This is a genomic window from Dechloromonas sp. H13, from assembly GCF_009469615.1.
Classification (GTDB): Bacteria; Pseudomonadota; Gammaproteobacteria; order Burkholderiales; family Rhodocyclaceae; genus Azonexus.
On the sequence record NZ_SSXX01000007.1, the window covers coordinates 123,289 to 137,056 of the forward strand.

Genomic DNA, 13,768 nt, shown 5'->3' on the forward strand with positions numbered 1-13,768 from the left:
GCGGATTATAGCCCAGCGAATTCAAGGATTTGCGGCATGAAGTCGGGAAAGCGCGTGAAGCTGTGGTCGCCGCCTGTCAGCACCGTTTGCCGGCAGCCCGCGTAGAAATCCGCCGCCTGCCGCCAGTCGAGAACTTCATCGCCCTCCTCGAGCAGCAGCCAGTAGCGCGCCGGCGTTGGCCGGGCGACCTGGGCCTGCAGTTGCGCAGCGTGCGCCTGGCTGAAGAAGAAGGTTTCCCCGGTGTGGAAATTGGCATGGTCGCCGACGAATTTAGCCGCATCCAGGCGGTCGACCGCAGCAGGGTTGATCAGGACCGCATTCAGGCCATGTTTTTCGGCCAGATGGTTGGCGTAATGCCCGCCGAGCGAGCTGCCGACCAGCGTGACCGGGCCGCCGGCCGCTTCGATCAGGCACCCGACGTCGGCCACCGCCACGTCCGGTACCGGCGACAGCTGCGGACAGACGAAATGCCCGGCCAGCCCGCGCCCGGCCATGTATTCGGCGAGCAACCGGGATTTCCACGACGCCGGCGACGAACAGAAGCCGTGCAGGTAGATGATCAGTGGGCAGTCCATTGCACCCAGCCGAAGTGGGCGGTCGCCAGCACGACGATGCCGAAGGCGATGCGATACCAGGCGAAGGGCGTGAAATCGTGGCTGGAAATGAAGCGCAGCAGCCAGCGCACGCACAGGAAGGCGGACACGAAGGCGGACACGAAGCCGACCACCCACATGCCGATATCGTCGGCGTTGAGCAGGGCGCGCTCCTTGTAGAGCTGGTAGACCGTCGCCACGCCGAGCGTCGGAATGGCGAGGAAGAACGAGAACTCGGTCGCCGCCTTGCGCGAGAGGCCGAAAAGCAGGCCGCCGATGATCGTCGCGCCCGAGCGCGAGGTGCCGGGAATCAGCGCGAAGGCCTGGGCGATGCCCATCTTCAGCGCGTCGACCATGCTCATCTCGTCCACGCTCTGGATGCGAATCCTGTGGTCGCGCCGCTCCGCCCACAGGATGACGAAGGCGCCGAGGATGAAGGTCGTCGCCACGGCGATCGGGTTGAACAGGTTGGCCTTGATCGCCTTGCCGAAGGCCAGCCCGAGGATCGCCAGCGGCAGAAAGGCGATGAACAGGTTGAGGATGAATTTCTGCGCCGCCCGGTCGCTCAGGGCGCCGCGCGCGACGCCCAGCAGGCGCTCGCGATACTCCCAGACGACGGCGAGAATGGCGCCCGACTGGATGACAATTTCGAACAACTTGCCACGATCGTCGTTGAAATCCAGCAAATCGCCGGCGAGAATCAGATGCCCGGTCGACGAGATCGGCAGGAATTCGGTCAACCCTTCGACGATGCCGAGGATCAGGGCTTTGAGCAGAAGAATGGGGTCCATGAAATGCGGCCTTGGTTGGGAGGCCGCATTTTACTCTCCCGGATGCGTCAGCGCTTCGAGTTCGGCGAGCCAGGACAGCGCGTGTTCGCGCAACGCCCCGCACATTTCGGCCGATGGCTGGAGACCCGAACAGCAGGCCGGGCGCTCGGGACGGCCGAAGATCGTGCAGCGCAACGACGCGTCGAGATGCCGGCAGGGCTGGCCGGCCGCCTTGTGCAGCGAGCTGATCGACGGCGCGATGCAGCAGGCGCCACAGCCGGGACGACATTCCATGGGCGGCAGATCAGTGCTCGCCGCCGGGCCGCAGCCGGCGATCGAACACGAAGGGCCGCTCGACCGCGAAACGGACATCGGCAAAACGCGGATGCAGCGGATTGACGACCAGGTTGCGCGCCTCGGCGACGATCGCCGACGGGACGATCACCCCGAGCGCCCGCCCGGAGCGCAGGAAATCGCTGCCGAAGGCGATCGACGCCGCGCCCGGCGGCATCGCGTCCCAGCCGGGCAGGCCGTCGGCGTCCGCCGTCTCGTAGAGCGCGGCCTCGTCGGGCAGGGTAAGCGAGACAAGTTGCAGGTCGGCGGGCAGGAAGGTCCCCGTATGCGCCAGCTTTTCCAGGGCGCAGATTTCCACGCTGAGGCCGGCGTAGATCACCGGCAATCCCCGTGCATGCCAGCGTCCGCCGTCCGCCAGGCCGCCGGCGCCGCTGCGGTCAAGGGCGTAGCGCGCCTTGGCGATGCGCCAGGCGCGCATCAAGCCGCGCCGCCGTAGGCGATGGCGTTCAGGACCCGCGACACCTCGCGGCAACCGATTTCGGTATCCAGCATCGACAGCGGTGTCACGTTGCCGAGGCCGAGATTGTCGGCCTGCAGCCAAGCGCTGGCCAGCCCGGAATCGCCAAAGGTATCCTCGGCCAGCTTTTCGATGGCACCGATGCGGGTCAGGCGTTCGGTCATCAGCGGATCGAGCGTTTCGTCCCGGGTCAGCTTGCGCTTGGCGGTCGACGACGAAAGGCCAACCAGCTCATAAACGCGCTCGCGCGGCACGCGCAGGGCCTCGGCGGCACCGATCAGGTTGCTGGCCGGCGCCCCCTTGCGGATCTCGCTGATCTGGGCCTGCGCCGGGCTGCTCAGGAAACGGTCGCGATAGAGCACCCAGGCCCCGGCCGCGCCCCGGGCGACGATCGACGCGACCGGCGGAGCAGCCGTAACAGCATAATTCGCCCGTGCCTGCTCAGCCCGGAGCGCCTGCGGGCCGGCGGAACCGGCGAGGGAGGCAGGCTTGTCTGCCGGCTCGCCGCGCATGCTTGCCTTCGCCATGAGCAATCTCCTTGTTAGGTCATTTGGGCTTTCATTGTAGTCCAAATGACCCAGCAACGCATCCCCAGTGCCGGTCGCCCCCGACTTCCCGCTTCGGCGCCGACTGGACGGCGCCTCACACGGCCAGTTCGATCTCGACCGCCAGTCCCCCAGATTCCCGGTTTTTGGCCAGAATTCGACCGTCGACCGCAACGATCACCCGTTCGGCAATCGCCAGCCCGAGCCCGTAGCCGTCGCCCGAACCCTGGCCGACACCGCGGAAGAATGGACGGAAGATCATGTCCAGGGCCGCCTCCGGCACTCCCGGCCCCTGGTCGCTGATGCAAAGGCGCAGTCGGTTCCCCGCCACGCCGGCCTCGATGCGGACCACGCCACCCGTCGGCGAGTGGCGCAGCGCATTGCGCACGACGTTCTCGATGGCGCGATGCAGCAGTTCGGGATTGGCGCGCACCTCGGGCAGGGCGCTCGCCGCGAGCTCCACGCCCACCTGGCGGGCCACCCCCTCGAACCGGGCGTCCTCGACGATCCCTTCCAGCAGCTCCTGCATGTCGACCGCCTCGACCTTGCCGGCCACGCCGGCTTCGAGCCGGGACAGGGTGAGCAATTCGTCGACCAACCGGTCCAGTCGTTCGCCCTCGCGCTCGATGCGTTCCAGCGTTTTCTCGAGCTGCTCGGGCTGCTGTCGCGCCAGACCGATGGCCGCCTGCAGGCGCGCCAGCGGCGAGCGCATCTCGTGGGACACGTCGTGCAACAGGCGTTTCTGGCCGTCCACCAGCAGCCCGAGACGTTCCGTCATGTGATCGAAATCGCGCCCGAGGTCGGCGAGTTCGTCGCGCCGGCCGCCCATGCCGGCGCCGATGCGCACCGCGAGGTCGCCCCCCGCCGCCGCGTCGAAGGCGCGCCGCAAATGGCGGATCGGCTTGGCGAAATACCACGCCAGCGCCAGGGCGCTGACCAGGCTGACAAGCAGCCCGCTGAGCAGCGGCGCCACCGGCAGGCGTGGCCGATGCGGCGGGCGCAGGTGCGGTGGCGGCGGACGAGCGTCGTCGCCCGGCCGGCCGGCAAAGGGACGCGCCGCGCCAGCCGGCTCGGCCTGCTGCCGCTCGAACCAGAAATAGGTGCCGACGCCGACGATCCCCGCCATTTGCGCCAGCCAGATGAACAGGAAGAATTTCCAGAACAGGCGCCCCATGTCACGCCCGGATCAACTGGTAGCCTTGCCGATACACGGTCTGGATGCACGAGCGGCCGCCGGGCAGCTGCCCCAGCTTGTGGCGGATGCTCGACAGATGGACATCGACGCTGCGGTCGAAGCGCACCAGCGGCCGGCCGAGCGCCTGCGCCGACAATTCCGCCTTGCTCACCGGGCGCCCGGCATTGCGCGCCAGCACCTCCAGCAGGTTGAACTCGGTGCTCGTCAACTCGACCGACGCACCGTCCCATTCGACCCGCCGCTGCGCCGGCATCACCGTCAGCGGGCCGACCACCAGCGGCGCCTGCGCGGCCTGTTCGCCACCCTGCTGGCTGCGACGCAGGATGGCGCGCAGGCGCGCCGCCAGCTCGCGCGGCAGGCAGGGCTTGGGCACGTAGTCGTCGGCCCCCAGTTCGAGGCCGACGATGCGGTCGAAGTCATCGCCACGCGCCGTCAGCATCAGCACCGGCACCGTGCTCGCCGCGCGAATCCGGCGCAGGGCCTCGATGCCGCCGATGCCCGGCATCATCACGTCGAGGACGACGATGGCGAAACGCCCGGAGAGTGCGGCGTCGACACCCGCTTCGCCATCCGGCACGGCCTCCACCGTGAAACCGTCGCGTACCAGGTAATCGCGCAACAGGCCGGCGAGCTCGACATCGTCGTCCACGAGCAGGATATGAGGAAGGTTGGGGGCAGTGCTGGTCATCGTTTACCAGTTCGTTGCGACGCGCCGATCATAGCCGAGCCGACGCCAAGGAAAAAAGCCGGGCCGCGCGAACGGTCCCGGCAAGGGGGAGATAGTCTGGAAGGTATGGCGGATCAGCGCCCCGGCGGCGGCATGCCGCCATCGCCACCCATGCCGCGCGGACCGCGCGGGCCGTCGCCGCGACCGCGCGGCTCGCCGGGTTTCATCTCGGCCAGCTGCTTGCGCTGCTCGGGTGTCAGCACCTCGAACACCTGGCGCTCGGTCTTCGCCCGCGCCAGCGTCATGTCGGCCATCGCCTTCGCCGCGCTATCGGCCAGCGCGCGCGCCTTGGCATCGCTGTAATCGGACGCCGCGGTCAATGCGCGCAGCTCGTCTTCCGCCTTGCGCCAGGCCTTGGCCTTGTCGCGCATGGCCGGGGCCTGGGCGTGCATGATCTCGAAGACCTTGTCGCGCTGTACCTCGGTCAGGTTGAGGGCGCGCAGATGCGGCGGCATCATCTCGCCGCCCATGCCCGGCCCGCCATGCGCGGCAAATCCGCCGCCGCACCCGTGGTGCCCTCCGCGCTCGCCGGGAACGGCGGCCGCGGTCAGCGGAAGCGCCAGTGCGACGCCGGCTGCGACGAGCAGGCGCTTGATGTTGCCGTGAGAATTGAGCTTCATGTCCTTTTCCTTTCGATCGGATTGGCCGCCCCGAAAGGGGGCGAGCGACAGGACGAATGATCTGCCCGGGCCCGGTAAAGCGCAGTTAACCACGTGTAAATGAACGTAAATCGGGTAACCGGCGGTTACCGTGGGAGAGGCGCGAAAATCGGCCGTTTTTGACAGTCGACCGCAACCGGCGCCGGCAAGCAAAAAGGCGGCTGAATCAGCCGCCTTTCCGTTGCCGCCCCGCAAACCGGCCGGACTCAGACCTTGCTGTAAACCTCGGCACCGGCTTTCACGAACTCGACGGACTTGACCTCCATCCCCTTCTCCAGCGCCTCGGCTTCGTTCAGCCCCTGCGCCGCGGCAAAGTCGCGCACATCCTGCGTGATCTTCATCGAGCAGAAGTGCGGGCCACACATCGAGCAGAAGTGGGCGACCTTGGCCGATTCCTTGGGCAGGGTTTCGTCGTGGAATTCGCGCGCCTTGTCCGGGTCGAGGCCGAGGTTGAACTGGTCGTCCCAGCGGAATTCAAAGCGCGCCTTGGACAGCGCGTTGTCGCGAATCTGCGCGCCGGGGTGGCCCTTGGCGAGGTCGGCGGCGTGCGCGGCGAGCTTGTAGGTGATGATGCCTTCCTTGACGTCGTCCTTGTCGGGCAGGCCGAGGTGTTCCTTGGGCGTCACGTAGCAGAGCATGGCGGTGCCGTACCAGCCGATCATCGCGGCGCCGATGCCGCTGGTGATGTGGTCGTAGCCCGGCGCGATGTCGGTGGTCAGCGGGCCAAGGGTGTAGAACGGGGCCTCGTCGCAATACTCGAGTTGGAGATCCATGTTCTCCTTGATCATGTGCATGGGCACATGGCCGGGGCCTTCGATCATCACCTGCACGTCGTGCTTCCAGGCGATCTGGGTCAGTTCGCCGAGGGTCTTGAGTTCGCCGAGTTGGGCTTCGTCGTTGGCGTCGTAGATCGAGCCGGGACGCAGGCCATCGCCGAGGCTGAAGGCGACGTCGTAGGCCTTCATGATTTCGCAGATTTCCTCGAAGTGGGTGTAGAGGAAGCTTTCCTTGTGGTGCGCCAGGCACCACTTGGCCATGATCGAGCCGCCGCGGCTGACGATACCGGTCATCCGGTTGGCGGTCAGCGGCACGTAGCGGAGCAGCACGCCGGCGTGGATGGTGAAGTAGTCGACGCCCTGCTCGGCCTGTTCGATCAGCGTGTCGCGGAAGATTTCCCAGGTCAGGTCTTCAGCCTTGCCATTGACCTTTTCCAGCGCCTGGTAGATCGGCACCGTGCCGATCGGCACCGGCGAGTTGCGGATGATCCACTCGCGCGTCTCGTGGATGTTCTTGCCGGTGGACAAATCCATCACCGTGTCACCGCCCCAGCGGATCGACCACGTCATCTTCTCGACCTCCTCCTGGATGCTGGAACCGAGCGCCGAATTGCCGATGTTGGCGTTGATCTTGACCAGGAAATTGCGACCGATGATCATCGGTTCGCTTTCCGGGTGGTTGATGTTGTTGGGGATGATGGCGCGGCCGCGGGCGATCTCGTCGCGCACGAACTCCGGCGTGATTTCCTCCGGCAGGCTGGCGCCGAAATGCTGGCCCGGGTGCTGGCGGCCGAGCAGCTTGGCCAGTTTTTCGCCTTGCGGACCGGTCGACCGCAGCGATTCGAGGTAGGCGCGGCGATTGTTATTCTCGCGGATCGCCACGAACTCCATCTCCGGCGTGATGATGCCCTGGCGGGCGTAGTGCATCTGCGAGACGTTCCGGCCGGCCTTGGCGCGCAGCGGCTTGCGGTGCAGGCCGGGGAAGCGCAACTCGTCGAGCGCCGGGTCGGCGGCGCGCTTGCGGCCGAATTCGGAACTCAGGTCAGCCAGTTGCTCGGTATCGCCGCGCTCGGCGATCCATTGGGCACGCAACGCCGGCAGGCCGGAACGGATGTCGATGCGCGCCGCCGGATCGGAATAGGGACCGGAACAGTCATAAACGTAGATCGGCGGATTCTGCTCGCCGCCGAAAGCGGTCGGCGTGTCGGCCTGGGCGACCTCGCGCATCGGCACCCGGAGGTCCGGCCGCGAACCTTGAACGTAGATCTTGCGGGAATTGGGCAGCGGCTGGACTGCCGCCTCGTCGACGTGGGCGTTGGCGGCGAGGAAGGTATCTTTGGCGTTCATTGTGGCTCCAAGCATGGGTGCATCGGGGTGAGACGTGCAAGGAGCGACAAAGTTCGTTTCCCTACGACGGCATGACCCGGTCAGGTTCGAAGGGTATTTCTCAGCCCGCCGGCCGGCGGACACCCCTAACAAGTGGCTGCAAGTTACTGGAAGGACAGGAAAAACGCAAGGCGGCGCGGTCGACCTGGCGGAACGGCCGAATTCCGGCGGCCAGCCGGCGCCGCGGACGGGGCGACCGGCGACGGACGTTGACCCTCGTTCCGTCGCGGTGGTAATTTACTGACTGAAAAGTCATTAAGCATGCCGCCCATGATCTGCGAAGCACCGCCCAGAAAACGCCGCAAGGAAGCACGCCCGTCGGAACTGACAGCCGCGGCGCTCGGACTGTTCGTCGAAAAGGGCTTCGCCGCCACCCGACTGGAAGAGGTGGCGCTGCGCGCCGGCGTCTCGAAAGGCACGCTCTATCTCTATTTCGACAGCAAGGAAGCGCTGTTCAAGGCAGTGATCCAGGAGGGCATCATCCCGGTGGTCGCCGAGGCGGAAGCGATTGCCGCCCGCCACGCAGGCAGCGCCTTCGACCTCCTGGAGCGCCTGCTCGAAAACTGGTGGGCGCGGATCGGCGAAACCGATTTCGCCGGAATTCCCAAGCTGATGATCGCCGAAGCACGCAACTTCCCGGAAATTGCGCAGTTCTACTACGAAAACGTGATCCGCCGCGGCCGGGCGCTGGTCGGCGCGGCGCTGGAGCGCGGCATGGCCAGCGGCGAGTTTCGGCGCATGGATATCGAGACGACCATAGAAGTCATCATCGCGCCGCTGCTGATGCTGCTGATCTGGCGTTTCTCGATGGGCTCCTGCCAGAGCAAGCAGGCCGACCCGCGGCAATACCTGGCAATCCACATGGATATCCTGCGCCAAGGCCTGCAGCATCCTCGGGTATAATTTTGATTTGTCGGAACGAATATATTAGCTCATGCTAATATTAAGCCTGCGGAGACCCAAATGAACATCGAGCAAGCACGCTTCAACATGATCGAGCAGCAGATCCGTCCCTGGGAGGTTCTGGATCCGCAGGTTCTCGACCTGCTTTTCGTCGTCAAGCGCGAGGACTTCGTGCCTGCCGCCTACCGCAACCTGGCATTCGCCGACATGGAAATCCCCATCGGCAGCGGCCAGGTCATGCTGGCCCCGCGCGTTGAGGCCCGGTTGTTGCAGGAACTCGGCATCAGGAAGAGCGACAAGGTGCTGGAGATCGGCACCGGCAGCGGCTACATGGCCGCCCTGCTGGCCGCCCGCGCCGAGCATGTGGTCACCGTCGAGTCGCGTCCCGAACTGGCCGAGTTCGCCCGCCAGAACCTGGAACGCGCCGGCATCGCCAACGTCACGGTCGAAGTCGGCAATGGCGCCAACGGTTGGTCGCAGCGCGGACCCTACGACGCCATCGTCGTTTCCGGCTCGCTCCCCGTCCTGCCGGCCGCCCTCCTCAAGCAGCTGCGCGTCGGCGGCCGCCTGGCCGTCATCGTCGGCGAAGCGCCGGTCATGGAAGCCCAGTTGATCACCTGCAGCACCGAGGGCGTCTACAACACGATCAACCTGTTCGAAACCGTCGTTCCGCCCCTCGACGGCGGCGAGTCGAAACCCGGATTCTCGTTCTGATGCAGCAGATCCGCCCGCGACAACTGGCCGACTGGCTGTCCGACGACAGCCGCCGCAAGCCCGTCCTGCTGGATGTCCGCGAGCCATGGGAATTCACGCTGTGCAGCCTGCCAGGCTCGCTCCACATGCCGATGCACACCGTGCCGATGCGCCTGTCCGAGCTCAGCAAGAATGACGAGATCATTGCCATCTGTCATCATGGCGGGCGCAGCATGCAGGTCGCGATGTTCCTCGAGCGCCAGGGCTATGCAACCCTCTTCAACCTCCAGGGCGGCATCGACGCCTGGGCCTGCGAAGTCGACCCCAACCTGCCGCGCTATTGAGCATCCCATGAAAAGATTCGTTCCGTTGCTGGCCACCTCCCTGTTCGCCTCCCCGCTATGGGCGGCGGACCTGATGCAGATCTACCGCGAGGCGCGGGAAAACGATGCCGCCTATGCGGCCGCTCGCGCGACGCTCGACGCCGGGCGCGAGAAGACCCCGCAGGCGCGCGCCGGCCTCCTGCCGACGCTGTCGGTAGGCGCCAATACCACGTGGAACGATAACGACCTCTATCTGCGCAACGGCGGCACCACCTACAATCCGCGTTTCAACAGCAACGGCTATACCGTGACCTTGAGCCAGCCCCTGTTCCGCTGGCAGAACTGGATCGCCTACGACCAGTCGAAGTTTCAGGTCGCCCAGGCCGAGGCCAGCTTCGTCCAGGCCGGGCAGGATTTGATCCTGCGTGTCGCCCAGGGTTATTTCGACGTGCTCTACGCCAACGAAAACCTCAAGGCGGTGCGCGCCAACAAGCTGTCCATCGAGCAGCAGCTCGAATCCGCCAAGCGCAATTTCGAGGTCGGCACGTCGACCATCGTCGATGCCCAGGAAGCACAGGCCCGTTTCGACCTGGCGACGGCGCAGGAAATTGCCGCCGAGAGCGACCTCGAAGTCAGGCAGCGCACCCTGCAGGCGATCATCGGCCGGGAGCCAGGCGCGCTCGCGCCGCTGCGCCGGAATGCGGAAATCCCGCAGCCGCAACCGGCCGACATGAAGCAATGGGTTGCCGCCGCCGAGAAGGACAACATCAACGTCCAGATCCAGACCGCGGCGGTGGAAATCGCCAGCCGCGAAGTCGACCGCCAGCGCGCCGGGCACTACCCGACGATCGACCTGGTCGCCAACAAGGGATCGTCGACGGCCTTCGCGTCAACAGCCGCCGGCATGCTCGAAACTGACTTCCAGAATGTCGGCGTCCAGCTCAACCTGCCGATTTTCCAGGGCGGCCTGGTCGTCTCCCGCCAGAGCGAGGCGAGCGCCAATCGTGCCGCCGCCGAATCGACGCTCGAGCAGATCCGCCGCAACTCGGCGCTATCCGCCCGCCAGCATTACCTCGGCGCCACCAACGGGCTAGCGCAGGTACGCGCCCTCAGGGCCGCGCTGATCTCGTCGCAGTCGTCGCTCGAATCCAACCGCCTGGGCTTCGAAGTCGGCGTGCGCATCAACATCGACGTGCTCAACGCCGACAACCAGGTTTACGTGACCCGCCGCGACCTGGCGAAGGCCGTCCTCGACACCCTGATGTCGCAGTTCAGGCTGAAGGCGGCGGTCGGCACCCTGAGCGAGGACGACGTGCTGGAAGCCAACGCCCTGCTCGACCCCGCCGCTACGCAGTAAGCGCCGCGCGGATCAGCGCCACCGTCCGCGCGGTGGCGCCGCGATGGGCATCGGCGAAGTCCAGGGCGGCGACCCGCATTTTCCTCAGCTCCGCAGCATCTCCCAGCGTGCCCTCGACGGCCGCCGCCAGTTCCGCCACATCGGCCACCCGTCGCGCCGCGCCGGCGGCGATGGCATCGGCCGTCGCCTGCAGGAAATTGAAGGTGTGCGGCCCGACCAGCGTCGGGCAACCGCAGGCCGCGGCCTCGATCAGGTTCTGTCCGCCGAGCGGCAACAGGCTGCCGCCGATGAAGGCGAGGTCGGCGACACTGTAATAGGCCGCCATTTCACCCATGCTGTCGCCCAGCCAGACCTGCGTTTCCGGTCCCGGCAGGCCGGCGCTGCGCCGGACGAAAGCGATGCCCTCGCGCGCCAGCAGCGCCGCCACCTCGCCGAAGCGCTGCGGATGGCGCGGCACCAGCACCAGCAGCGCCCCCGGCACGGCGACCCGGCGCCAGGCGGCAATCACCAACTCCTCCTCGCCCTCGCGCGTGCTGGCGGCCAGCCAGACCGGGCGCCCGCCGAGCGCTTCCCGCCAGGTCCGGCCGAGGGCGATCTTCTCCGGATCGGGCGTGACGTCGAACTTGAGGTTGCCGCAAACCTCGACGCGGCCCGCTCCCAGCGCGGCGATCCGCTCGCCGTCGCCGGGCGTCTGCGCGGCGACGGCGCGCAGGGCGGCGAAGGCCGGCCGCGCCAGCGCCGCTAGGCGGCCGTAGCCGCGCGCCGAGCGCGCCGACAGGCGGGCGTTGGCGAGGAGCACCGGCACCCTCCGGGCCCTGGCGCCGGCCAGCAGGTTGGGCCAGATTTCGGTTTCCATCAGCACGCCGAACTGCGGGGAAAAGTGCCGAAAAAAGCGGTCGACCGCAGCCGGGTAGTCATAAGGCAAATAGGCCTGAACGACGCGCTCGCCATAGACCTCGGCGCCGGCGGCGCGGCCGGTCGGCGTCATGGCGGTGAGCACGATGCGGTGCGCCGGCCACGCCGCCTGCAGGGCGTCGATCAGCGGCTGGGCAGCGCGCGTCTCGCCGACCGACACGGCGTGCACCCAGATGACCGGCGCCGGCGCCGGCGTCCGATAGAACCCCCAGCGCTCGCCGAGGTGGCGCAGATACTCCGGCTGCCTGCGCGCCCGCCAGAGCAGGCGCAGCAGGATCAGCGGCGTCGCCAGATAGAGGACGAGACTGTAGAGCAGGCGGGCCATCAGGCGAGGACCGGTTGCAGTTCGGCGAGCACCGCGGCGGGCGCCGGCATCTGCCCCCTGCCGCCCAGGTTGCGGTGGAAGCCGCTGCCGAGAACGCCGGTCAGGCCGGGGTCGGTGGCGACATAGAGGGCCACGGTCGGCGTCGCCAGCGCCACCGCGAGGTGGCTCAGACCGGTATCGACGCCGACCACCGCCCGCGCGCCGGCCAGCAGCGCGGCAAGCTCGCCGATCGCCAGGGGCGGGGCGGCGACGGAATCGCCGATCGCGGCCGCCAGCCGGGCGGCGCGCTCGCGCTCCACGGCATTGCCGGCGGGCAGCACCACGCCATAACCGAGCGCCTGCAGCTGCCGGCCGAGCGTGATCCAGTGCGCCTCCGGCCACAGCTTGTCGTCGCGGCTGGTCGCCGTCAGGAAAACCACGTACGGACGCGCCGGGAGCCAGGCGAACGACGCGGCGGGCGCCGCAATGCCGTAATCCGCATCGCCGGTGACGGCGTAGCCGAGGGCGGCGGCGGCCAGCTGGCGATTGCGGCGCACCGCGTGTTCGCCGCTCGGCACGCTGAAGCGGCGATGGTAAAGACGGGCCGCCAGCGGTTCGCGCGCCGAATCGGCGGCGTAGCCGGAAACCGGCCCGCGCGCGCGACGGGCGATCAGGGCGCTCTTCAGCAAGCCCTGGGTGTCGATGATTGCATCGTAGGCGTTGCGCTGCATCTGCGTCCGGAAGGTGGCGAATTCCCGCCAGGTCCGTGCCGCGAACAGCGCCTTGCGCCAGCGCCGGACGGCGACCGGGATAACCTCGTCGACCGCCGGATGCAGGCGCGGAATGGCGGCGAAACCCTCCTCGACGCACCAGTCGATCGTCGCCTCGGGAAAATGCCGGCGGATGTCGCCGACCACCGGCAGGTTGTGAATTACGTCACCGAGCGAGGAAGTTTTCACGAGCAGGATGCGCATCGGCAGATAAAATGACGACTTTTCGAAGCCGCAATTATAGATGCCCGCCACGCGCCAGCCGCTCTCCGTCGTCGTCATCACGCTCAACGCGGCCGCGCAGCTGGAGGCCTGCCTGCAGAGCGCGCGCTTCGCCGACGAAATCGTCGTTGTCGATTCCGGCAGCTCGGATGGCACGCCGGCGCTGGCCGTGCGCTGCGGGGCGCGGGTGCTGCAGCAGGAATGGCTCGGTTTCGGGCGCCAGAAGCAATTCGCGGTCAATGCGGCGCGCAATGACTGGGTGCTCTGCCTCGACGCCGACGAGCGGGTGACGCCGGAACTGCAGGCCACCATCGAAAATGCCCTGAAAAACCCGTCGACCGCAGCGTTCCGCTTTCCCCGCCGCAACCGCTTTCTCGGCCGCTACCTGCGGCACGGCGAGGGCTATCCGGACTGGAGCCTGCGCCTGTTCGACCGCCGCCAGGCCCGCTGGTCGGACGACGCGGTGCATGAAAAGGTCGAGACGGAAGGCAGCGTCGGCGAATTGCGCGGCGACCTGCTGCACGACTCGGCCGAATCACTGGCCGCCTACCTGACCAAGCAGAACCGCTATACGACGCTGGCCGCCGAGATGGCACTGGCCGCCGGCAAGCGGGCGAGCTTCGCGCGCATCGCCTTCAGCCCGGTGGTCCGTTTCGTCAAGTTCTACTTCATCCGGCAGGGCTTCCGCGACGGCCTGCCGGGACTGATCCACATCGCCATCGGCTGTTTCAACAGCTTCATGAAATATTCCAAAATGCTGGAGCGCCAGAATTCCGATGCTGCGCTGCGGTAAAATCCGGACTTTCCTGCAAGAGACCT

16 protein-coding genes and 1 riboswitch are annotated in these 13,768 nt (G+C 67.2%); of the genes, 5 read left to right on the plus strand and 11 right to left on the minus strand.

The window, feature by feature from the left end; all coding sequences use genetic code 11:
• Positions 1-5 precede the first annotated feature (5 nt).
• The 9 genes from GH660_RS14860 to thiC all read right to left on the minus strand — a co-directional run bounded on the left by GH660_RS14860 (position 6) and on the right by thiC (position 7,423).
• The gene (locus GH660_RS14860) at positions 6-575 is read right to left on the minus strand and encodes a YqiA/YcfP family alpha/beta fold hydrolase (protein WP_194266327.1); all 570 of its coding nucleotides are present in this window, start codon (positions 573-575) and stop codon (positions 6-8) included.
• The gene (locus GH660_RS14865; RefSeq protein WP_153147470.1) at positions 560-1,384 is read right to left on the minus strand and encodes an undecaprenyl-diphosphate phosphatase; all 825 of its coding nucleotides are present in this window, start codon (positions 1,382-1,384) and stop codon (positions 560-562) included. Before GH660_RS14865 ends, GH660_RS14860 begins: the two co-directional genes overlap by 16 nt.
• 30 nt (positions 1,385-1,414) lie before the next feature.
• The gene (locus GH660_RS14870) at positions 1,415-1,657 is read right to left on the minus strand and encodes a YkgJ family cysteine cluster protein (RefSeq protein ID WP_153147471.1); all 243 of its coding nucleotides are present in this window, start codon (positions 1,655-1,657) and stop codon (positions 1,415-1,417) included.
• A 10-nt stretch (positions 1,658-1,667) separates the two neighbouring features.
• A complete protein-coding gene (locus tag GH660_RS14875) occupies positions 1,668-2,135 on the minus strand; it encodes an RES family NAD+ phosphorylase (RefSeq protein ID WP_153147472.1) in 468 nt (155 codons plus the stop codon).
• A complete protein-coding gene (locus GH660_RS14880) occupies positions 2,135-2,701 on the minus strand; it encodes an antitoxin Xre/MbcA/ParS toxin-binding domain-containing protein (RefSeq protein WP_153147473.1) in 567 nt (188 codons plus the stop codon). The genes GH660_RS14875 and GH660_RS14880 overlap by 1 nt, the downstream gene beginning before the upstream one ends.
• Positions 2,702-2,816: 115 nt before the next feature.
• Entirely contained in the window at positions 2,817-3,893 is a 1,077-nt protein-coding gene (locus tag GH660_RS14885) for an ATP-binding protein (protein WP_153147474.1), read from the minus strand.
• A gap of 1 nt (position 3,894) precedes the next feature.
• The gene (locus GH660_RS14890; RefSeq protein ID WP_153147475.1) at positions 3,895-4,602 is read right to left on the minus strand and encodes a response regulator transcription factor; all 708 of its coding nucleotides are present in this window, start codon (positions 4,600-4,602) and stop codon (positions 3,895-3,897) included.
• A 113-nt stretch (positions 4,603-4,715) separates the two neighbouring features.
• Positions 4,716-5,261: a Spy/CpxP family protein refolding chaperone gene (locus GH660_RS14895; RefSeq protein ID WP_153147476.1), complete on the minus strand. Its 546-nt coding sequence runs from the start codon at positions 5,259-5,261 to the stop codon at positions 4,716-4,718.
• Between the two features lie 245 nt (positions 5,262-5,506).
• Entirely contained in the window at positions 5,507-7,423 is a 1,917-nt protein-coding gene (gene thiC, locus GH660_RS14900; RefSeq protein WP_153147477.1) for a phosphomethylpyrimidine synthase ThiC, read from the minus strand.
• 41 nt (positions 7,424-7,464) lie between these two features.
• Positions 7,465-7,560, minus strand: a riboswitch (TPP riboswitch).
• 172 nt (positions 7,561-7,732) lie between these two features.
• On the opposite strand from thiC, the gene GH660_RS14905 reads away from it, so the two are divergent.
• The 4 genes from GH660_RS14905 to GH660_RS14920 are packed head-to-tail and all read left to right on the plus strand — an operon-like array spanning position 7,733 to position 10,738.
• Positions 7,733-8,365, plus strand: a complete 633-nt coding sequence (locus GH660_RS14905; RefSeq protein WP_153147478.1) for a TetR/AcrR family transcriptional regulator — start codon at positions 7,733-7,735, stop codon at positions 8,363-8,365.
• 60 nt (positions 8,366-8,425) lie between these two features.
• On the plus strand, positions 8,426-9,079 hold the full coding sequence (locus GH660_RS14910) for a protein-L-isoaspartate O-methyltransferase (protein WP_153147479.1): 654 nt from the start codon (positions 8,426-8,428) through the stop codon (positions 9,077-9,079).
• Positions 9,079-9,402, plus strand: a complete 324-nt coding sequence (locus tag GH660_RS14915; protein ID WP_153147480.1) for a rhodanese-like domain-containing protein — start codon at positions 9,079-9,081, stop codon at positions 9,400-9,402. Before GH660_RS14910 ends, GH660_RS14915 begins: the two co-directional genes overlap by 1 nt.
• Before the next feature lie 7 nt (positions 9,403-9,409).
• Positions 9,410-10,738 carry a TolC family outer membrane protein gene (locus GH660_RS14920; protein ID WP_153147481.1) on the plus strand — a complete coding sequence of 443 codons (1,329 nt, stop codon included), beginning with the start codon at positions 9,410-9,412 and terminating at the stop codon, positions 10,736-10,738.
• On the opposite strand, the gene waaA is transcribed toward GH660_RS14920, so the two are convergent.
• Both waaA and waaC read right to left on the minus strand, forming a co-directional pair.
• Positions 10,728-11,981 (minus strand): lipid IV(A) 3-deoxy-D-manno-octulosonic acid transferase, encoded by a 1,254-nt coding sequence (waaA, locus tag GH660_RS14925; RefSeq protein ID WP_153147540.1) that lies wholly within the window; start codon positions 11,979-11,981, stop codon positions 10,728-10,730. The genes GH660_RS14920 and waaA overlap by 11 nt on opposite strands.
• Positions 11,978-13,009 carry a lipopolysaccharide heptosyltransferase I gene (gene waaC, locus GH660_RS14930; protein ID WP_228276518.1) on the minus strand — a complete coding sequence of 344 codons (1,032 nt, stop codon included), beginning with the start codon at positions 13,007-13,009 and terminating at the stop codon, positions 11,978-11,980. The genes waaA and waaC overlap by 4 nt, the downstream gene beginning before the upstream one ends.
• On the opposite strand from waaC, the gene GH660_RS14935 reads away from it, so the two are divergent.
• The gene (locus tag GH660_RS14935; protein ID WP_153147482.1) at positions 12,972-13,742 is read left to right on the plus strand and encodes a glycosyltransferase family 2 protein; all 771 of its coding nucleotides are present in this window, start codon (positions 12,972-12,974) and stop codon (positions 13,740-13,742) included. The genes waaC and GH660_RS14935 overlap by 38 nt on opposite strands.
• Positions 13,743-13,768 lie beyond the last annotated feature (26 nt).

Excerpts from the sequence above, each read along its gene's own strand:
- GH660_RS14875 (WP_153147472.1), bottom strand. The coding sequence starts at position 2,135 with ATGCGCGCCTGGCGCATCGCCAAGGCGCGCTACGCCCTTGACCGCAGC.
- GH660_RS14915 (WP_153147480.1), top strand. The coding sequence starts at position 9,079 with ATGCAGCAGATCCGCCCGCGACAACTGGCCGACTGGCTGTCCGACGAC.
- GH660_RS14880 (WP_153147473.1), bottom strand. The coding sequence starts at position 2,701 with ATGGCGAAGGCAAGCATGCGCGGCGAGCCGGCAGACAAGCCTGCCTCC.
- GH660_RS14860 (WP_194266327.1), bottom strand. The coding sequence starts at position 575 with ATGGACTGCCCACTGATCATCTACCTGCACGGCTTCTGTTCGTCGCCG.
- GH660_RS14935 (WP_153147482.1), top strand. The coding sequence starts at position 12,972 with ATGCCCGCCACGCGCCAGCCGCTCTCCGTCGTCGTCATCACGCTCAAC.
- GH660_RS14885 (WP_153147474.1), bottom strand. The coding sequence starts at position 3,893 with ATGGGGCGCCTGTTCTGGAAATTCTTCCTGTTCATCTGGCTGGCGCAA.
- GH660_RS14870 (WP_153147471.1), bottom strand. The coding sequence starts at position 1,657 with ATGGAATGTCGTCCCGGCTGTGGCGCCTGCTGCATCGCGCCGTCGATC.
- GH660_RS14920 (WP_153147481.1), top strand. The coding sequence starts at position 9,410 with ATGAAAAGATTCGTTCCGTTGCTGGCCACCTCCCTGTTCGCCTCCCCG.
- GH660_RS14905 (WP_153147478.1), top strand. The coding sequence starts at position 7,733 with ATGATCTGCGAAGCACCGCCCAGAAAACGCCGCAAGGAAGCACGCCCG.
- thiC (WP_153147477.1), bottom strand. The coding sequence starts at position 7,423 with ATGAACGCCAAAGATACCTTCCTCGCCGCCAACGCCCACGTCGACGAG.
- waaC (WP_228276518.1), bottom strand. The coding sequence starts at position 13,009 with ATGACGACGACGGAGAGCGGCTGGCGCGTGGCGGGCATCTATAATTGC.
- GH660_RS14890 (WP_153147475.1), bottom strand. The coding sequence starts at position 4,602 with ATGACCAGCACTGCCCCCAACCTTCCTCATATCCTGCTCGTGGACGAC.
- GH660_RS14895 (WP_153147476.1), bottom strand. The coding sequence starts at position 5,261 with ATGAAGCTCAATTCTCACGGCAACATCAAGCGCCTGCTCGTCGCAGCC.
- GH660_RS14910 (WP_153147479.1), top strand. The coding sequence starts at position 8,426 with ATGAACATCGAGCAAGCACGCTTCAACATGATCGAGCAGCAGATCCGT.
- GH660_RS14865 (WP_153147470.1), bottom strand. The coding sequence starts at position 1,384 with ATGGACCCCATTCTTCTGCTCAAAGCCCTGATCCTCGGCATCGTCGAA.